Source organism: Nocardioides marmorisolisilvae, assembly GCF_003725775.1.
Classification (GTDB): domain Bacteria; phylum Actinomycetota; class Actinomycetes; order Propionibacteriales; family Nocardioidaceae; genus Marmoricola; species Marmoricola marmorisolisilvae.
The window spans coordinates 594883-612356 of record NZ_RJSG01000002.1; the positions used below are offsets into that span (position 1 = coordinate 594883).

The window sequence follows — 17474 nt, forward strand, 5'->3', positions numbered from 1 at the left end:
ATGACCGTCCTCGACCGCACTCCGCAGGCCGGCGCCGACAGCGCGCCGGTCTACGGGCGACGCGCCCGCTTCGACGCCTTCGTGCGCCGCGCTGCCGGGTGGACCCTGTGGCTCAGCCTGCTGCTGGTCACCTCGTGGTGGATCTCCGACCGCGGTGTGCAGGACTTGTTCGGCTGGGCGAGCGGACTGACCTCGGTCGGCCGGATCACCGGCCTGGTCGCGTCGGTGCTGCTGCTCGCCCAGGTCGTGCTGATGGCGCGTGTTCCGGTGCTCGAACGAGCCTTCGGGCAGGACCGGCTCGCGCACCTGCACCGCCTGGTCGGCTTCACCTCGTTCAACCTGATGGTCCTGCACGTCCTCACCATCACCTGGGGGTACGCCGGCGGCGGCATCCCCGCGATCCCCTCGACGTTCTGGGACCTGACCACCAACTACGCGGGCATGCTGCTCGCGCTGGCCGGCACCGCGTGCCTGGTGATGGTCGTGGTGACCAGCGTGAAGGCGGCCCGGCGACGGCTGCGCTACGAGTCCTGGCACCTGATGCACCTCTACGCCTACCTCGGTGTCGGCCTCGCACTGCCGCACCAGCTCTGGACGGGCCAGCAGTTCACCGACTCGCCGACCAAGACGGTGTTCTGGTGGACGGCCTGGGCCGCATCGGCGGCCGCGGTCCTCTGCTGGCGGCTCGCGGTGCCGGCGTACCGGAACCTGCGGCACCGGCTGCGGGTCACCTCGGTGGTCGACGAGGGTGAGGGCACTTGGTCGGTCTACGTGACCGGCGAGAAGCTCGACCGGCTCAAGGTCGAGCCGGGGCAGTTCTTCGGCTGGCGGTTCCTGAACGGCCCGGGTTGGTCGCGGGCCAACCCGTACTCGCTCTCGGCAGCGCCGGACGGACGCAGCCTGCGGATCACCGTGCAGGGAGTCGGCGACGGCAGCGACGCCACCCGTGCTCTCAAGCCCGGCACCCGGGTGCTCGTCGAGGGCCCCTACGGCCGGCTCAGTGAAAGGGCCCGGACGCGGCACAAGGTCGCCTTCATCGGGGCCGGGGTCGGAAGCACGCCGCTGCGCGCACTGGCCGAGGGGCTGGAGTACCGCGCAGGGGACGCCGTCTACCTGGAGCGCTTCACCGACCGGCCGTTGTTCGCCGGCGAGCTGGACCAGCTCGCCGCCGAGCGCGGTCTGCGAGTGCTGCGGCTCCCGGGCCGCCGGCGGACGCCGGACTCCTGGCTCGGAGCCGGGATCGGCAGCGCCGACGACCTGACCGCGCTGCGCTACTGGGTGCCCGACATCGCCGATCGCGACGTCTACGTCTGCGGTCCGACCGCGTGGGCCTACCTGGTGCTGCGCACCCTCGACGCCGCCGGCGTGCCCGAGGAGAACATCCATCTCGAGACCTTTGCGTGGTGACACTGCGATGAGAAAGATCAGCTACTGGGTGCTGAGCACCATCTCGACGGTGGTGCTGCTGTTCAGCTACCACACCTCCACCTCCGGCCCGCTCGCCACGAGCTCGACCACCTCGCAGCAACCGGTGGTCAGCAGTGCGACCTCGACGTCCGGCTCGAGCACCTCGGGCACGGTCGACGAGTCCGGCGGATCGAGCTCCTCGAGCTCGGGGTCCAGCAGCTCCGGCAGCTCGTCGAGCAAGGCGAGCGCCTCGAGCACCGTGACCGGCTCGGTCGCCCAGACCCGGTGGGGTCCGGTCCAGGTCGAGCTGACGGTGGCGAACGGCAAGATCACCAAGGTCAGCGTCGTGCAGTACCCGAACGGCAACGGCAAGGACGCCGAGATCAACAGCTACGCGCTGCCGATCCTGGTGCAGGAGACCGTGGACGCCCAGAGCGCGAACATCGACATGGTCAGCGGCGCGACGGTGACCAGCGACGGCTACGTGCAGTCCCTGCAGAGCGCGCTCGACCAGGCCAACCTGTGAACCCCGGAGGGACGACCTACCGCCGGGTCGAACAGGTGATGGGCATGCCGATCAGCCTGGCCCTGCGCGGCCAGCACGCCGACGACGTCCGCGCCGACGCGGCCTGGGCAGCGGCGCTGGCGAGCCTGCGCGAGGCCGACCGCGTGTTCAGCACCTACCGGACCGGCTCGGTGATCTCCCGGCTCGATCGTGGCGATCTCGCCCTGGCCGACTGCCCTGCCGAGGTCGCTGAGGTGCTGGCGATCGCCGAGCAGGCGCGGGTCGAGTCCGACGGCGCCTTCGACGTCCGCCGACCGGGGGAGGACGGCACCGTTCGGCTCGACCCCAGCGGCGTGGTCAAGGGCTGGGCGGTGCAACGAGCCGCCGCGGCACTCGCGGTGCTCGAGGACACCGACTTCTGCCTGTCCGCCGGCGGCGACATGGTCTGCCGGTCGCAGTCCCCGACATCGCCGGGCTGGCGGATCGGCATCGAGGACCCGCACGAACCGGGCCGGATCGTGGCCGTCGTACCGGTCCGCAACGGCGCGGTGGCGACCTCGGGAACCGCGCACCGCGGCGACCACATCGAGGACCCGCGCACCGGGAAGGCACCGGCCGCGCTGGCCTCGGTGACCGTGATCGGTGACGACCTGACGTGGGTCGACATCGAGGCGACGGCCGCGTTCGTGCTCGGCGACGGCGCCGCGACCTGGTTGGCCGGGCGCGCGGGACGTACCGGACTGATCGTGTACGCCGACGGCAGGACCGAGCTCGTCGGGAGTGCTGAGGACGTCTGCTGAGCGGGCGTCACGGGCGTCGTCACGTGCGCCGTCACGGGCGCGTCACGATGTTCCATCGTTCGTCACGCCTCCTGGGTGTCAGCACCACACAACCCCAGGAGGACATCATGCCCAGCGCCAACAAGCTCAGCACTCCCGTCGCCGTCGACGAGGAGCTCATCGAGGGTCGCTACGCGGAGCTCGACGGGTACACCGTCGGTTTCGAGAGCTTCCCGCAGGACGTCGACCCCGGTCCGTTCTTCGCCGGTCTGCCCGACGACCGCTGCCAGTGCCCGCACTGGGGAGTCGTCACCAGCGGCCAGATCACCTTCCGGTACGCCGACCACGAGGAGACCTACGTCGCCGGTGACGCCTACTACGCCCCGCCCGGTCACCTGCCGCTGATCGCCGGGGGCACCTCGGTGACCGAGTTCAGCCCGACCGCGGAGCTGAACGCCACCATGGAGGTCGTCGGCGCGAACATGGCCGCAGCCGCCGGGGCGCCGGCATGAGCGCGGCGACCGAGACCCGTCCCGACGCCACCACTGCGGTGGCCGGCCTGATCCGGTTCCTGGAGACCGGCGAGGTGGCCGAGGGGCTGTTCGCGCCGGACATGTTCTCCGACGTCAGCCTGCCGACCTGGTGGCTCCAGGCCGAGACCGCCGACCGGCTGGTCGCGATCCGCGAGCACGCACACCCGTTCCGGGGCACGGTGCAGGTCCAGCGGGTCGACCCGACCGACCGCGGATTCGTCATCGAGTTCGAGGAGCGCTGGGAGGACAAGGGTGAGCGCTGGTACGCGCGCGAGATCATCCGCGCCGACGTCGAGGGCGCCACGATCACCGAGATGGCGATCTACTGCACCGGCGACTGGGACGACCAGCGCCAGCGCGAGCACGCGGAGCAGGTCGCTCTGGTCAGGCCCTGACCGCAGCCGGTCTCGGTCCCTACGATGAGGTCGTGGGGACCGAGACCTCAGAGCAGGCCGAGCTCCTCGCCCGGGCGATGTCGGAAAAGGTCGCCGGGCGAGGTTCCGAGGCGAACCGCCTGTACGGCGAGGCCGCCGAGGCCGCGCGCAGCGCCGACGACCTGGAGGCCTGGACAGAGGCGGCCCTCGGCCTGGCCGCCGTGCAGGTCTTCGGCGCCGAGCCGGGCCGGTTGCCCGCGCTGCTCTACGACGTCCTGGTCCGCACCACCGATGACCTGCAGCGCTCCCGGGTGGCGGCGGCACTGGCGCGTTGCTGGGCCTACGCCGGCCAGGCCGAGCGCGGGCAGCCGTTCGCCGACGAGGCACTGACCCTGGCTCGGCAGGCGGGGGAACCGGTGCAGGTCGCGGATGCGCTCGACGCGGCGCTGGCCGTGCGCTGGGGACCGGACGACCTGGAGGACCGACGCGCGCTGGCGGGCGAGCTCGACGAGGTCGCCGCGCACGTCACCGACCCGGACAAGCGCCTCCAGGCCCACCTGTGGCAGCTGCACGTCGCCTGCGAGACGCTCGACCTGCACGCCATGAACCGCCAGATCCGGGCGATCGAGCTGCTCGGTGACCAGTCACCGCGCGCACTTTTCTTCGCGGCCACCCGCCGCGCGATGCTCGACATGCTGCGCGGGCGCCCCGACACCGTGGCGCAGCTGATCACGGTCGCACAGCAGGCCGCCAGCGAGGTGGTCATCCCGGACGACTGGGCGCTCGTCGCGGTGAACACCGGGTACGCGGCGATGATGTCCGGCGACGCCGACACCCTGGCGGCGATGGCCGCCGGCGCCGAGGAGTTCGCGGTCAGCGAGGGCGTGATCGTGGTCTGCGGCGAGGCCGCGTTCATGTGGATGATGGCCGGTCGGCTCGACCGTGCCGAGGCCTTGCTGCGCACCTTCCACGGTGGGGTGCTGTCGCAGCTGCCGCGCGATGTCGACTGGATGCTCACCCTGCAGACCGTGCTCGAGACGGCGCTGGCGCTGGAGGACCGGGAGCTGATCACCGAGGCCGCCGAGCTGCTGCACCCGTACGCCGGCCGCGCGGTCGTGAACGCCGGCGCCGTGATGTTCCACGGCACGACGGACGACACCTTGAGCCGAGCCCTGCTGGTGCTCGGGCGTGACGAGGAAGCCGCGGTGCACCGCGAGCACGCGTTGGCGACGTACGAGCGGATCGGTGCTTCCTGGTGGCGCGACCGGCTGGCCGGCTCGACGGCTGCGGCCGTCGCACCGGGACGATCGCAGGTCCACCTGCACCCGTCGTCCGGCGGACTCTGGCTGGTCGGGCGCGACGCGACGCCGGTCGCCGGGCTGCGTGGTCTCGGCTACCTGCGCGAGCTGGTCGCGCGGCCGGGCCAGCAGATCGCCGCCCTCGACCTGGTCGGCGCCGGTGGTGGCACGGTCGAGGAGAGCGGGCTGGGCGAGCTGGCCGATCCGCAGGCGCTGGCGGCGTACCGCAAGCGGCTGGCGGACCTGGACGCCGAGCTGGCCGAGGCCGAGGACTGGGCCGACAGCGGGCGCTTGGACGCGGCACGTGCCGAGAAGGAGGCATTGCTCGACGAGCTCGGCCGGGTAGCCGGTCTCGGTGGTCGCGCCCGCACCACCGGCTCCAGCGCCGAGCGCGCCCGGGTCGCGGTGAAGAAAGCGATCACCACCGCGATCGCCCGCGTCGAGACCGTCGACGAGGCGCTGGCCCGGCACCTCAAGCGCAGCGTGCAGACCGGCCTGACCTGTAGCTACGAGCCGGATCCGGACGACGAGCAGGACTGGGTGCTCACCCCCCGCTGACGGCTCGCCGTCGTCGGAGGACCTCCCACCAGACCAGGCACACCACGCCGCCGATCGAGAACAGGATGCTCTCGAGCAGAGCATCGCTGTGGCGGCCGTAGGCGTCGGAGGAACCCTTCACGACCTCGGCACGAACCCGGTCTCCCACGTGATCGATGCCGTGTCCGTCGTAGGTCACCTCATCCTGAACGATCGCCCCGTTGTCGCTCCGGAATGTCCCGTCCCACAGGCAGCCGCCACGCGAGCAGTGACGATCAGTCGCGGTGAACACGCCCCAGGTCCCGTCATGCCGTGCTGCGTGAATGGCAGACGGAAGGGATCCGAGCCCCACGAACACGAAGAGAAGTCCGAGAACGAGCAGCAGCCACCTCGAGTAGAAGCGGTCCATGCGCGCGTCGTAGCACTCGTTCCACCCGCGGTAACGATCCCGCGCGCGGCGGATGCCTGAGCTCAACCGCGGAGCCGGCCCATCCACTCCTCGATCGCGTCGGGGTCGCGGGGGAGTGCCTCGGAGAGGTTGCGGCAGCCGTTCGCGGTGACGACGACGTCGTCCTCGATCCGGATGCCGATGCCGCGCAGCTCCTCGGGCACGAGCAGGTCGTCGGGCTGGAAGTAGAGCCCGGGCTCGACGGTCAGCACCATGCCCTCGGCCAGCGGACCGTCGACCGAGGACTCCGGGGACGCCGCACCGCAGTCGTGGACGTCGAGGCCGAGCATGTGGCTGGTGCTGTGCAGGGTCCAGCGGGTGTAGACCTTGTTGTCCTCGTCGAGAGCCTCCTCGACCGAGCACGGCAGCAGGCCCAGGTCGCCGAGTGCGTGCGCGAGCACGTTCATGGCTGCGTGGTGCGGAGCCCGGAAGTGCACGCCGGGCTTCACCGCGTCGATGCCGGCCTGCTGGGCCTCGAGCACGACCGAGTACAGCTCGCGCTGGAGGCCGCTGAAGCTGCCGTTGATCGGCAACGTCCGGGTCACGTCGGCGGTGTAGAGGGACGACGCCTCGGCGCCCATGTCGAGCAGCATCAGCTCGCCGGGCACGATCGGGCCGGAGTTGTCGATCCAGTGCAGGGTGGTCGCGTGCCGTCCGCCGCCGACGATCGAGTCGTAGCCGATGTCGTTGCCCAGAGCGCGGGCGCGGCGGAAGAACGTGCCCTCGATCCAGCGCTCGCCGAACTCGAGGACGCGGTCCCACTCGGCGATCGAGTCCTCGAAGCCGAGGGTGGTGATGTCGCAGGCGTTCTGGAGCTCGGCGAGCTCCCACTCGTCCTTGACCAGCCGGAGCTCGGAAAGGACGCGGGCGAAGTCGGTGTCGCGGGCCTCGTCGCGGGCGACCTCGCGGTCGACCCGCGCATCGACGCCGCGCAGCACCCGGGTCTTCGCGTTGTCGCCGAGAACGGCGGGAAGCTCGTCGATGTGCCGGGTGGTGATGCCCAGCGATGCCGAGATCTCGCCCAACGAGGGGCGGCGGCCGACCCACAGCTCGCCGTACTGGCGGTCCCGGAAGAACTCGTCGGTCTCGCGCGAGCTTCGCGGTCGCGCGTACAGCGTCGACTCGCCACCCTCGATGACCAGGACCGCGTCGCTGGTCTGGTTGCCGGTCAGGTGCGTGTGTGCCGAGTCGGAGCGGAACCGGTAGTCGGTGTCGTTCGCCCGGACCTTGAAACCGCCCGAGGGAACGACCAGACGTTCACCGGGGAACAGCTCGGCCAGGCGGGCGCGCCGCGCGGCGGCGTACGGGACCACCGGGTGCGGTGGCAGGTCGAGGTCGCGGTCGCCCCAGCCGGTGCGCATGAACGCGGCGTACTTCTCCGGCACGGGTTGGTCGTGGCTCTCGACCTTGGGTCCGTGGGCTGCCTCTGGCGTGTTGGTGTCCTGGTCGCTCACCCCGCCACTGTACGTCGGAGGGCACCGCTCGCTCGCTAGAGTTTCGGGCATGCGCAAGCCTGCGAACAGCGTCGCCTTCACCGTGCTCCTCGGTGCGACGCTGCTCCTCGGGGCGGGCGTGATGGCCCTGGTGCTGCTCGCCTCGGGAGCGCCCGAAGCGCTGGCGGTCGGCGTGGTCCTGGCCGCGATCCCGGTGGGTCCGGTGATCGGCTGCTACCTGTGGCTGGACCGCTACGAACCGGAACCGCGCTCGCTGCTGCTGCTCGGCCTGGGCTGGGGCGCGTTCGTGGCCACCAGCGGCGCGATCTTCCTGCAGGCCTTCGACTCCTTCGCCTTCGGCCCGAGTGAGGCGACCCAGTCGGTGCTGGTCGCGCCGGTGACCGAGGAGGCCGCCAAGGGCCTGTTCATCCTGCTGCTGCTCCTGTACCGCCGCGCCGAGCTCGACGGCATCCTGGACGGGATCGTCTACGCCGGGATGGTCGGCATCGGCTTCGCCTTCATGGAGAACATCCTGTACCTGACCCAGGCCTACGTCGGCGAGGACGGACGCACCGGCGGCATCGAGGACGCGGTCGGCCTGTTCGTGCTGCGCGGCATCGGTGCACCGTTCGCGCACCCGTTCTTCACCGCATTCACCGGGATCGGGATCGGGATCGCGGTCGGCAGCCGGTCACGCCTGACCCGCACGGTCCTCCCCGTGATCGGGCTGGTGTTCGCCATCGGCGCGCACGCCGCCTGGAACGCGGCGCTGCTGATCAACGGCGGCAGCGGTGCGATGTCGGCGTACCTGCTGCTGATGGTGCCCGCGTTCGTGGTGATGGTCGCGTTCGCCGTCTGGGCGCGGCGCCGCGAGGGCGTGCTGCTCGCCCGGGCGCTGACCGACTGCGCCGGCCGTGGCCTCCTCGACGCGAGCGAGGTGCCCTGGCTGACCCGCATCCCCGCGCGGAAGGCAGCACGCTTGTACGCTGCTCGGACCGGCGGGGAGGGAGCCCTCGACGCGATGAAGAGCTATCAGTCGGAGGCAATCGAGTTGGGATTCCTGCACCACCGCTTCCTGCGGGGCACCGCGCCCGCGCACTACGAGGAGCTCGGGCAGGCCCACGTGCAGCGGATGTTCGAGCTGCGCCCGCGGCTGGTATGGCCACAGAACCTGGTCGGGGCGGGCCGATGACGTCGGGAGGGCTCACCGGTCAGGCCGCTGCCCAGATGGTCACCACGCTGGTCAAGCTGCGCGAGGCGCTCGAGACTGCGCACCTGCCGCTGCAGATCCCGGACGTCGAGAGCGCGCGGCACTCGCGGCAGGAGATGGTCGACCAGCTCGAGGACTACGTGCTGCCGCGGCTGATCCAGATCGAGGCACCGCTGCTGACCGTCGTGGGTGGCTCGACCGGCGCCGGCAAGTCGACGCTGGTCAACTCGCTGATCGGCGAGCGGGTCACCGAGCCCGGCGTGCTGCGCCCGACCACCCGGTCGCCGGTGCTGGTGTACAACCCCGCGGACGCCGAGTGGTTCGCCGGGCAGCGGATCCTGCCGGACCTGAACCGCACCGACGACGCCGGCGCCAACCCGGGCAGCCTGCAGCTGGTGGCCTCGGACGCCATCCCGTCCGGGCTCGCCGTGCTGGACGCTCCGGACATCGACTCGGTCGAGGAGCAGAACCGGACCCTGGCCGCACAGCTGCTCGGCGCCGCGGACCTGTGGTTGTTCGTCACCTCGGCAGCCCGGTACGCCGACCAGGTGCCGTGGGAGTTCCTGCAGTCCGCCGCCGACCGGAGCGCCGCGGTCGCGATCGTGCTCGACCGCACCCAGCCCGAGGCGATCGAGGAGGTGAGCACCCACCTGGCCCGGATGATGTCCGCGCGCGGCCTGCGGGACTCGCCGCTGTTCATCGTCCCCGAGGGTGAGGTCGACGCTGCCGGGCTGCTGCCGTCGTCCTCGGTGCGCGAGATCCGGGGCTGGCTGAGCTCCCTGGCCGGCGACGCAGCCGCCCGGCAGAGCATCGTCCGTCAGACCCTGGACGGCGTGATCCGGACGCTGTCGACGCGGACCTTCGCGGTGGCCGATGCCTGCCACGACCAGGTGGAGATCTCCGGACGGCTGCGGCGGGACGCCGAGGGCTCCTACGAGCAGGCGCTGAACGCCATCGACCACGCCTGCGCCGACGGGACGCTGATGCGCGGCGAGGTGCTGGCCCGCTGGCAGGAGTTCGTCGGCACCGGTGAGCTGATCAGCTCGCTGGAGTCGAAGGTGAGCTGGATCCGCGACCGGGTCAGCAACGCCGTCAAGGGGCAGCCGCAGCAGGCCACCCGGCTGACGGTCGCCGTCGAGTCGGGGCTGCAGACCCTGGTGATGGAGCACGCCGAGGCCGCCGCCGAGCGGGCCGACGCCGCCTGGCGCTCGATCGCCGCCGGCCGCGACCTCCTGGCCACCACTGACGAGGACCTGTCCCGGGCCTCCCGCGACCTGCGGGTGCGTGCCGAGCGTTCGGTCCGCGAGTGGCAGGAGGCCGTGCTGGACATGGTCCGGGACGAGGGTGCCGACAAGCGCGGCTCGGCCCGGTTCCTGGCGCTCGGGGTCAACGGGCTCGCGGTCGCGCTGATGGTCACCGTGTTCGCCTCCACCGGTGGGGTCACCGGCGCCGAGGTCGGGATCGCCGGCGGCTCGGCCGTGATCGGCCAGAAGCTGCTCGAGGCCGTCTTCGGAGACCAGGCGGTACGCCGGCTCGCCGAGCGGGCGCGTGCCGACCTGAACCACCGGATGATGCTGCTGCTCGACGACGAGCAGCGCCGTTACGGCGCCCTGCTCGACGCCCTGGGCATCTCGACCGAGGTCGAGGAGGAGCTGCGCTCGGGCGCGCGCACCATCGACGACATCCGGTTCTCCGCTCCCGCGTGACCCGGCTTCCCCGTCGAGGCACGGGGGAGGACTCCTACTCGGTAGGCTGATGGTTCCATTCGTCAGCCGTGCAGAGGGAGCAGATGTCGTCCTTGTTGGAGGGTGCCAAGCGACTGGTCACCCGGGGAACCGACATCGGGGTCCGCGTGAACGGTCTCGAGTCGGCGGTCCAGGCTGCCCGCGGCCGGCTCGACGACGCGCTGCTCGATCCCGCTGACGAGATCGTCTCCAAGGCCGCCGAACGGCTGCGCCTCTCGGCCGACCACACGGTCGTCGCTCTGGGCGGTGCCACCGGCTCCGGCAAGTCCTCGACGTTCAACGCCCTCGTCGGCCTCGAGCTGGCCTCGGTCAGCGTGCGCCGGCCGACCACCTCCTGGGCCACCGCCTGCACCTGGGGCGTCCAGGGTGCCAACGAGCTGCTGGAGTGGCTGGGCATCCCGCCGCGCCACCAGATCGTGCGGGACTCGATGCTCGACACCGGTCGTGAGCCCAAGGACCTCGACGGTCTGGTGCTGCTCGACATGCCCGACCACGACTCCACCGAGGTCGCCCATCACCTCGAGGTCGACCGGCTGGTGAAGCTCGCCGACCTGCTGGTCTGGGTGCTGGACCCGCAGAAGTACGCCGACGCGGCGCTGCACGACCGTTTCCTCAAGCCGCTGGCGGCTCACAAGGACGTGATGCTGATCGTCCTGAACCACATCGACGAGGTCGCCCCGGAACGACGTCCGGGCATGCTGGCCGACCTGCGTCGGCTGCTGGATGACGACGGCCTCGAGGGGATCACCCTGCTGGCGACCTCGGCGCGCGAGGGCATCGGCATCGACGAGCTGCGCCACGCGATCACCAGCCGGGTGGCCGACAAGGCTGCGACCCGGCACCGGCTGTCGACGAACCTGTCCGAGCTGGCCGCCTCGATCACCGCGGTCAGCGGCGATGCGCAGCCGCCGGCGTTCTCGGTGCGCGACCACGCGGAGATCCGGGCGGCCGTCGCCGACGCCGCGGGGGTGCCGGTGGTCGTCGAGGCCGTGGAGAAGGCGACCCTGATCCGCTCCCGTCGTGCCACCGGGTGGCCGCTGACCTCCTGGATGTGGCGGTTCCGGCCGGACCCGCTGAAGAAGCTCCAGCTCGAGGTGCCGGGCGGGACCCGCGACCTGATCACCGCCGCGCGCTCCTCGATCCCGGACGCGAACGAGGTCCAGAACGCACGGGTCGACACCGCCGTGCGCGACTTCTCCGACCGGCTCTCGGCCACGCTCACCCGACCCTGGGCGACCGCAGTCCGCAAGGCGTCGGTCTCCCGGCTTCCCGAGCTCGAGGCCCGTCTGGACCGCGCGGTGGCCGCGACCGACCTCGGCGTCGCCAAGGTCCCGTTCTGGACCCGGGCCGTGCGGGCGCTCCAGTGGCTGCTGCTCCTCTCGGCTCTCGCCGGGGGAGCCTGGCTGGTGGCGCTGGCGGGCATCAGCTTCCTGAAGCTCCCCGACCTGCCCGACACCAAGGTCGGCTCCGTTCCGGTGCCGACGCTGCTGCTGCTCGGCGGGGTGGGGTTGGGCATCGTGCTCGCGGTGCTCTGCCGGGTGCTGGTGCAGCGCAGCGCGCGCCGCCGTGCCCAGCAGGCCGATGCCCGGCTTCGCAAGGCGGTCGACGAGGTCACCGAGGAGCTGGTGATCGAGCCGGTCGAGGCCGAGCTGCTGGCCTACCGGCTGACCACAGAAGGCTTGCGCGCCGCTCGCGGCTGACCGTTCTGCACCCACAGGCCGTTTCGCCGGTCCGGTCCTGCACAGGCCTCTCGACGGTCCTCGCGACCGGCCCGTCCCCGCCGGGACGCTGCTCCCTCCACGACAAAGGAGGGAACAGATGAACGAGTCCTACGTGACGCTGCAGGGCTGGGTGGGTAACGACGTCGACCAGCGGGAGGTCGGGGACACCGTGTGCAGCTCGTTCCGGCTGGGCTGCACGCCGCGCTACCTCAAGGGCGGGGAGTGGACCAACGGCGAGACGTCCTGGTTCACCGTGAACTGCTGGCGGGCGCTGGGTCGCAACGTCGCCGACTCGGTGGCCAAGGGCGACCCGGTGGTCGTGCACGGCCGGGTCCGGGTCGACGTGTGGGAGCGCGAGGGTCAGCCGCCGTCGGTGTCCTGGATCGTCGATGCCATCTTCGTCGGCCACGACCTGAACCGCGGGACGGCCGCGTTCCTCAAGTCGGCGCGGTCCGGCGGCCCCGACCCGCTGGACGAGGCGGTCCGCGAGATGGTGCACGCGGTCGAGCCCGGCGGTCCGCGCCTGGACGCCGACGGCAACGAGATCCTCGAGCGGGGTGAACCCGCTGCCTGACCACGGCCGGAGTGACCGTAGGGTTGGGGGCTATGGGTGAGTACGTCTACACGCTGCGCAACGTCCGCAAGGCCCACGGCGACAAGGTGGTCCTCGACAACGTGACCTTGTCGTTCCTGCACGGCGCCAAGATCGGTGTCGTCGGCCCGAACGGGACCGGCAAGTCGACGCTGCTGAAGATCATGGCCGGGCTGGAGAAGGCCAACAACGGCGAGGCGCTGCTCGACCCGGGTGCCACGGTCGGGATGCTGCAGCAGGAGCCGCCGCTGACCGAGGGCCGGACGGTGCTGGAGAACGTCGAGGAGGCGGTCGCCGACACCAAGGCGAAGATGAAGCGCCTCGACGACCTGTACATGGCCATGGGCGACCCGGACGCCGACCTCGACAAGCTCAACGAGGAGGCCGGCAACCTGCAGAGCGAGCTGGACGCCGCCAACGTGTGGGACCTCGACAGCCGTCTGGACCAGGCGATGGACGCGCTGCGCTGCCCGCCGCCGGACGCGCTCGTGGACCACCTCTCCGGTGGTGAGCGTCGCCGGGTCGCGCTGTGCAAGCTGCTGCTCCAGCAGCCCAGCCTGCTGTTGCTCGACGAGCCGACCAACCACCTCGACGCCGAGTCGGTGCAGTGGCTCGAGGGCCACCTCGCCAGCTACCCCGGCGCCGTCCTGGCCGTCACCCACGACCGGTACTTCCTCGACAACGTCGCGCAGTGGATCCTCGAGCTCGACCGCGGCAAGACGCACCCCTACGAGGGCAACTACTCCACCTACTTGGAGACCAAGAAGGAGCGTCTGGTCATCGAGGGCCAGAAGGACGCCAAGCGGGCGAAGATGCTGGAGAAGGAGCTGGAGTGGGTCCGCTCCAACCCGAAGGCCCGCCAGACCAAGAGCAAGTCGCGTCTGGCCCGGTACGAGGAGCTCGCGGCCGAGGCGGAGCGCGCCCGGAAGATCGACACCTCCGAGATCAACATCCCGGCCGGCCCGCGCCTCGGTGACGTCGTGCTGGAGGCCAAGGGCCTGACCAAGGGTTTCGAGGGCCGCAACCTGTGGGAGGACATCAGCTTCTCCCTGCCGCGCGCGGGCATCGTCGGCGTGATCGGCCCGAACGGCGTCGGCAAGACCACGCTGTTCCGGATGATCGTCGGCCAGGAGCAGCCGGACTCGGGCGCGCTCGACGTCGGCCAGACCGTGAAGATCTCCTACGTCGACCAGAGCCGCGGCGGCATCGACCCGAACAAGAACGTCTGGGAGGTCGTCTCCGACGGCCTGGACTTCATCAAGGTCGCCAACTTCGAGATGAACTCCCGCGCCTACGTCGCCTCCTTCGGCTTCAAGGGCCCGGACCAGCAGAAGAAGGCCGGCGTGCTCTCCGGTGGTGAGCGGAACCGGCTGAACCTCGCGCTGACCCTGAAGATGGGCGGCAACATGCTGCTCCTCGACGAGCCGACCAACGACCTGGACGTCGAGACGCTGTCCTCCCTCGAGGACGCGCTGCTCGACTTCCCGGGGTGCGCGGTGATCACCTCGCACGACCGGTGGTTCCTGGACCGCACCGCGACCCACATCCTGGCGTGGGAGGGGACCGAGGACGAGCCGGGCAGCTGGTTCTGGTTCGAGGGCAACTTCGCCTCGTACGAGGAGAACAAGATCGAGCGCCTCGGCGTCGAGGCAGCCCGGCCGCACCGGGTCACGCACCGCCGCCTGACGCGCGACTGAGCACCCGGAGGACGGCAACGCCCGCGGCAGCCGTCACCATCCAGGTCAGGGCGTCGAGCCAGAACTGACGGGCCAGGTTCGAGGTCAGGTGCACCACCGGCGCGGCCGTCATCGCGATCGCGAGACCGCGGTGGATGGTCCGGGTCCGGATCAGCGCGACCCCGATCAGCACGGCGCCGATGAGGTGCAGCGAGGCGGTGACGTTCACCGCGAGCACCACCGGGTTGGTGTACACGGCGTGGAAGGCCTTCTCGTCGCCCAGCTCGACCGCGACCGGATCGGTCATCATCGAGGTGGCCACGGCGATCCAGCCGACGATCGTGCAGCAGGCCGCTGCTGCGGCCACCCGAGGGCTGCCCGGGCGGAGTACCCGCAGGAACGCCAGTGCTGCCGGAACCGCGAGGACGCAGCCGAGGAGTCCGAAGACGTCCGCGAGCTGTGTGCGTCCGGTGTCAGCCGAGATCGAGCTGAAGACCGCGGCGGCCTTGGTCTCGCCGTACGCGGGGTAGAGGGCGAAGTAGGTCAGGATCAGCAGCGGGAAACCGACCAGCCCGAGGGCGCTCATGGTCAGGTTCGCGGACGCGTCGGTCCGGGTCGGTCGAGTCAGGGTCTGGGTAGTCACGGGAGCCTCCTCGTCGCAGGGTGCTCCCACGCTAGGAATCCCGGGCCCGCAGACGCATGGGGAGAACGCCTCATCATCGCCCGCAGGCGGGAGGCTGCCGGGGAGAGCTAGCGGATGTCCTCGAAGGTCGGGTTCTCGGCCACCAGCTGGTCGGAGACCGAGTTCATCACGCGTCCCAGCGCGGCGTAATCGGCCCGGTCCGCCAGGTCGACGAAGTGTGCCCGGACCCCGGAGACGTGGGTGTGGGCGGCTGCCTGGAGCAGCTCCCAGCCCTTGTCGGTCATGATCGCATCGACGCCGCGCTTGTCGTCGGTGGCGGCGATGCGGCGGATCAGGCCGTCCTTCTCCATCCGGCTCACGGTGTGGGTCACCCGGCTGCGCGAGTGCCGCATCGACTCCGCGATCTTCGCCATCCGCAGGGTCCGGTCGGGGGACTCCGAGAGCCGGACCAGGATCTCGTACTCGCCCAGGGAGATGTCGTGCTCCTGGCGCAGCTCGCGGTCGAGAGTGTCCATCAGCAGCGTGCTGCCCACGATGAACGCGCGCCAGGTCGCCTGCTGATCGGCGTCCAGCCAGCGGGTCTCGGTTGGGCTCATGGGAGGGGAGTCTAGGGAATAGGGGCCGCCCAGAGATAGTTGACACTTCAACAAAGCGTGCTACGCTTGGAACAGATTTAGAATTCAACTATCAATCAGGAAGAGGCATCCGCCATGACCAGCACCACGCAGACCCCCACCGAGCTTGTCGCCGGCACCTGGAGCATCGACCCCAGCCACTCCGAGGTCGGCTTCACCGTCCGCCACCTGATGACCAAGGTCCGCGGCCAGTTCGAGGCCTTCACCGGCACCGTCACCACCGGCGCGACCCTGGCCGAGACCAAGGCCGAGGCCACCATCGACCTCAACTCGGTCAACACCCGCGACGCCCAGCGCGACGGCCACCTGCGCAGCGGCGACTTCTTCGACGTCGAGAACCACGGCCCGATGACCTTCACCTCGACCTCGTTCGACGGCTCCAAGGCGGTCGGCGTGCTGACCATCAAGGGCATCGCGAAGGACGTCGAGCTGGAGGTCGAGTTCCTCGGCATCGAGAAGGACGCCTACGGCAACACCCGGATCGGCTTCGAGGCCACCACCGAGATCAACCGCAAGGACTTCGGTGTCGACTTCGACATCCCGCTGGACGGCGGCAAGCTGCTCGTCGGCCACACCGTGAACATCACGCTGAGCATCCAGGCGGTGCTCGCCCAGGCGTGACCTGTGGGAACGCGAAGGCCCCGGACCGAACGGTCCGGGGCCTTCGTCTTGTGCTGGAGAGCCGGTCGAAACCTCAGACGCGCTCGAGGATCATCGCCATGCCCTGGCCGCCACCGACGCACATGGTGATCAGACCGGTGGACTTGTCGTGCCAGTCCAGGCTGTTCAGCATCGTGTTCTGCAGGCGGGCGCCGGTCATGCCGAACGGGTGGCCGACCGCGATCGCGCCGCCGTTGATGTTGACCTTGTCCAGGTCCAGGCCGAGGTCCTGGTACGACGGGACGACCTGAGCAGCGAACGCCTCGTTGATCTCCGCGAGGTCGATGTCGCCGATCGACATGTTCGCGTGCTTCAGCGCCTGCTTGGTCGCCTCGACCGGGCCCAGGCCCATGATCTCGGGGGAGAGGCCGGAGACGCCGGTGGAGACGATCCGGGCCAGCGGCGTGATGCCGAGGTCCTTGGCCTTGGTGTCGGACATGATCACGACCGCGGCGGCGCCGTCGTTGAGCGGGCAGCAGTTGCCCGCGGTGACCACGCCGTCGGGGCGGAAGACCGGCTGCAGCTGGGAGATCGCGTCGTAGGTGACGCCGGCGCGCGGGCCGTCGTCCGCTGAGACCACGGTGCCGTCGGCCAGGGTGACCGGGGTGATCTCGCGGGCCCAGAAGCCGTCGTTGATCGCCTTCTCGGCCAGGTTCTGGCTGCGCACGCCGAACTCGTCGAGCTCCTTGCGGTCCAGGCCGCGGAGGCGCGCCACGTTCTCGGCGGTCTGGCCCATGGCGATGTAGATGTCGGGCAGCAGGCCGTCCTCGCGCGGGTCGTGCCAGTCCTGGCCGCCCTCGGCGTACTTCTCGGTGCGCTTCTGCGCGTCCTCGAACTTCGGGTTCTTGGTGTTCGGGATGTGGTCGGAGGTGCCGAACTGGTACCGCGAGACCATCTCGACGCCGGCGGAGATGTAGACGTCGCCCTCACCGGCCTTGATCGCGTGGAACGCCGAGCGCGAGGTCTGCACCGACGAGGCGCAGTAACGGGTCAGCGTGGTGCCGGGGATCTCGTAGCCCATCAGCGTGGTGACGATCCGGGCCATGTTGTTGCCGGCCTCGCCGCCGGGGAGACCGCAGCCGAGGATCAGGTCGTTGACCTCGTTCGGGTCCAGCCCGGGGATCTTGTCGAGCGCAGCCTGGGTGATGAAGGCGGTGAGGTCGTCGGCCCGGAAGTCCTTGAGGGACCCCTTGTTCGCGCGGCCGATGGGGGTGCGGGCGGCCGAAACGATCACTGCCTCAGGCATGTGGTTCTCCGATCAAAGGTGAAGTGTGAGTT

At 70.5% G+C, this 17474-nt stretch carries 17 protein-coding genes; 12 read left to right on the plus strand and 5 right to left on the minus strand.

Annotated elements, in window-relative coordinates:
* The 6 genes from EFL95_RS06655 to EFL95_RS06680 all read left to right on the plus strand — a co-directional run bounded on the left by EFL95_RS06655 (position 1) and on the right by EFL95_RS06680 (position 5454).
* Complete coding sequence (locus tag EFL95_RS06655; protein WP_123233252.1) at positions 1-1407, plus strand: ferredoxin reductase family protein; 1407 nt, start codon at positions 1-3, stop codon at positions 1405-1407.
* A gap of 7 nt (positions 1408-1414) precedes the next feature.
* Positions 1415-1933 (plus strand): FMN-binding protein, encoded by a 519-nt coding sequence (locus EFL95_RS06660; RefSeq protein WP_123233253.1) that lies wholly within the window; start codon positions 1415-1417, stop codon positions 1931-1933.
* A gap of 44 nt (positions 1934-1977) precedes the next feature.
* Entirely contained in the window at positions 1978-2712 is a 735-nt protein-coding gene (locus EFL95_RS06665; protein ID WP_123234831.1) for an FAD:protein FMN transferase, read from the plus strand.
* Positions 2713-2819: 107 nt separating this feature from the next.
* On the plus strand, positions 2820-3203 hold the full coding sequence (locus EFL95_RS06670) for a cupin domain-containing protein (protein WP_123233254.1): 384 nt from the start codon (positions 2820-2822) through the stop codon (positions 3201-3203).
* A complete protein-coding gene (locus EFL95_RS06675) occupies positions 3200-3619 on the plus strand; it encodes a hypothetical protein (RefSeq protein ID WP_123233255.1) in 420 nt (139 codons plus the stop codon). The genes EFL95_RS06670 and EFL95_RS06675 overlap by 4 nt, the downstream gene beginning before the upstream one ends.
* Before the next feature lie 32 nt (positions 3620-3651).
* The gene (locus EFL95_RS06680; protein WP_123233256.1) at positions 3652-5454 is read left to right on the plus strand and encodes a hypothetical protein; all 1803 of its coding nucleotides are present in this window, start codon (positions 3652-3654) and stop codon (positions 5452-5454) included.
* Here EFL95_RS06680 and EFL95_RS06685 read toward each other — a convergent pair.
* A complete protein-coding gene (locus EFL95_RS06685; RefSeq protein WP_123233257.1) occupies positions 5441-5842 on the minus strand; it encodes a hypothetical protein in 402 nt (133 codons plus the stop codon). The genes EFL95_RS06680 and EFL95_RS06685 overlap by 14 nt on opposite strands.
* A 62-nt stretch (positions 5843-5904) precedes the next feature.
* Positions 5905-7335 carry an aminopeptidase P family protein gene (locus EFL95_RS06690; RefSeq protein ID WP_246004832.1) on the minus strand — a complete coding sequence of 477 codons (1431 nt, stop codon included), beginning with the start codon at positions 7333-7335 and terminating at the stop codon, positions 5905-5907.
* 49 nt (positions 7336-7384) lie between these two features.
* Between EFL95_RS06690 and EFL95_RS06695 the strand changes: the two genes are divergently transcribed.
* The 5 genes from EFL95_RS06695 (at position 7385) to ettA (ending at position 14279) form a co-directional block, all read left to right on the plus strand.
* Positions 7385-8506, plus strand: coding sequence for a PrsW family intramembrane metalloprotease (locus tag EFL95_RS06695; RefSeq protein ID WP_123233259.1), 1122 nt, complete (start codon positions 7385-7387; stop codon positions 8504-8506).
* Positions 8503-10230, plus strand: a complete 1728-nt coding sequence (locus tag EFL95_RS06700) for a P-loop NTPase family protein (RefSeq protein WP_246004833.1) — start codon at positions 8503-8505, stop codon at positions 10228-10230. The genes EFL95_RS06695 and EFL95_RS06700 overlap by 4 nt, the downstream gene beginning before the upstream one ends.
* Positions 10231-10313: 83 nt before the next feature.
* The gene (locus EFL95_RS06705; RefSeq protein ID WP_123233260.1) at positions 10314-11969 is read left to right on the plus strand and encodes a GTPase; all 1656 of its coding nucleotides are present in this window, start codon (positions 10314-10316) and stop codon (positions 11967-11969) included.
* 118 nt (positions 11970-12087) lie between these two features.
* Positions 12088-12564, plus strand: a complete 477-nt coding sequence (locus EFL95_RS06710) for a single-stranded DNA-binding protein (protein ID WP_123233261.1) — start codon at positions 12088-12090, stop codon at positions 12562-12564.
* A gap of 32 nt (positions 12565-12596) precedes the next feature.
* Positions 12597-14279 carry an energy-dependent translational throttle protein EttA gene (gene ettA / locus EFL95_RS06715; protein WP_123233262.1) on the plus strand — a complete coding sequence of 561 codons (1683 nt, stop codon included), beginning with the start codon at positions 12597-12599 and terminating at the stop codon, positions 14277-14279.
* Here the strand turns inward: ettA and EFL95_RS06720 are convergent.
* On the minus strand, positions 14251-14901 hold the full coding sequence (locus tag EFL95_RS06720) for a DUF4386 family protein (protein WP_123233263.1): 651 nt from the start codon (positions 14899-14901) through the stop codon (positions 14251-14253). The two genes, ettA and EFL95_RS06720, sit on opposite strands and share 29 nt — an antisense overlap.
* A 107-nt stretch (positions 14902-15008) precedes the next feature.
* Complete coding sequence (locus EFL95_RS06725) at positions 15009-15497, minus strand: MarR family winged helix-turn-helix transcriptional regulator (protein WP_123233264.1); 489 nt, start codon at positions 15495-15497, stop codon at positions 15009-15011.
* Between the two features lie 114 nt (positions 15498-15611).
* On the opposite strand from EFL95_RS06725, the gene EFL95_RS06730 reads away from it, so the two are divergent.
* Positions 15612-16157, plus strand: a complete 546-nt coding sequence (locus EFL95_RS06730) for a YceI family protein (RefSeq protein ID WP_123233265.1) — start codon at positions 15612-15614, stop codon at positions 16155-16157.
* A 73-nt stretch (positions 16158-16230) separates the two neighbouring features.
* Here the strand turns inward: EFL95_RS06730 and EFL95_RS06735 are convergent, their stop codons facing one another.
* Entirely contained in the window at positions 16231-17442 is a 1212-nt protein-coding gene (locus tag EFL95_RS06735) for an acetyl-CoA C-acetyltransferase (protein WP_123233266.1), read from the minus strand.
* Positions 17443-17474: the final 32 nt, after the last annotated feature.